Below are 793 nucleotides of genomic sequence, written 5' to 3'. Positions count from 1 at the left end.
ATTTAGATTTCAAAAGTTCTCGATACAATTTTTCGTACCTCAAAATCACTCGAACTGACATTATCCCAAAATCATAAAGCGTTTAGACAAACAACAATTAACCAACAACAGTCAACCATAATAAAGCGTAAGGTTAATCAGAATACTCAAAAATGAATGCCCATTACAAAAGTTCTCTATACAAAATTCTGAAAATAGAATTTCACTCGCCCAGAATGTTCGGAGGACAAAACGATACAGAAAAACTCAATGTCACTTCGAGTGAATTATTTTATAGCGCTAGCGGAGAAATAATTAGTATCGAGAAGTTAATTTGAGAATACATTTAATATTTTTATACTATGAAAATCTATTATGTATACATACTAGAATGTTCAGACACATCGTTTTACACGGGGGTAACTTCTAACCTATTAGCAAGAGTGAAAGATCATACTTCAGGTAAGCATAGGGATAGTTATACCTATTCTCGTAGACCATTGTTATTGGTTTATTATTGTGAGTTTTCAGATGTTAGTTTGGCTATTGATATGGAAAAACAAATAAAAAAATGGTCTAAAGTTAAAAAGGAAGCATTGATAAATGGTGATTATGAATCACTTCCTAATTTAGCTAAAAAGAAGTTTTAATAGTATTTTTTTAATGTCACTTCGAGTGAATTATTTTATAGCGCTAGCGGAGAAATAATTAGTATCGAGAAGCATTTAGATTTCAAAAGTTCTCGATACAATTTTTCGTACCTCAAAATCACTCGAACTGACATTATCCCAAAATCATAAAGCGTTTAGACAAA

At 30.8% G+C, this 793-nt stretch carries 1 protein-coding gene; it reads left to right on the top strand.

The features are described 5' to 3' along the window. Positions 1–341: 341 nt before the first annotated feature. Positions 342–629: a GIY-YIG nuclease family protein gene (locus MWU65_RS17465; RefSeq protein ID WP_247079963.1), complete on the top strand. Its 288-nt coding sequence runs from the start codon at positions 342–344 to the stop codon at positions 627–629. Positions 630–793: the final 164 nt, after the last annotated feature.

It is taken from the genome of Cellulophaga sp. F20128 (assembly GCF_023015805.1).
GTDB lineage: Bacteria > Bacteroidota > Bacteroidia > Flavobacteriales > Flavobacteriaceae > Cellulophaga.
Note: the sequence above shows the minus strand (reverse complement) of the source record. Positions and strands in the feature narration are given on the sequence as shown.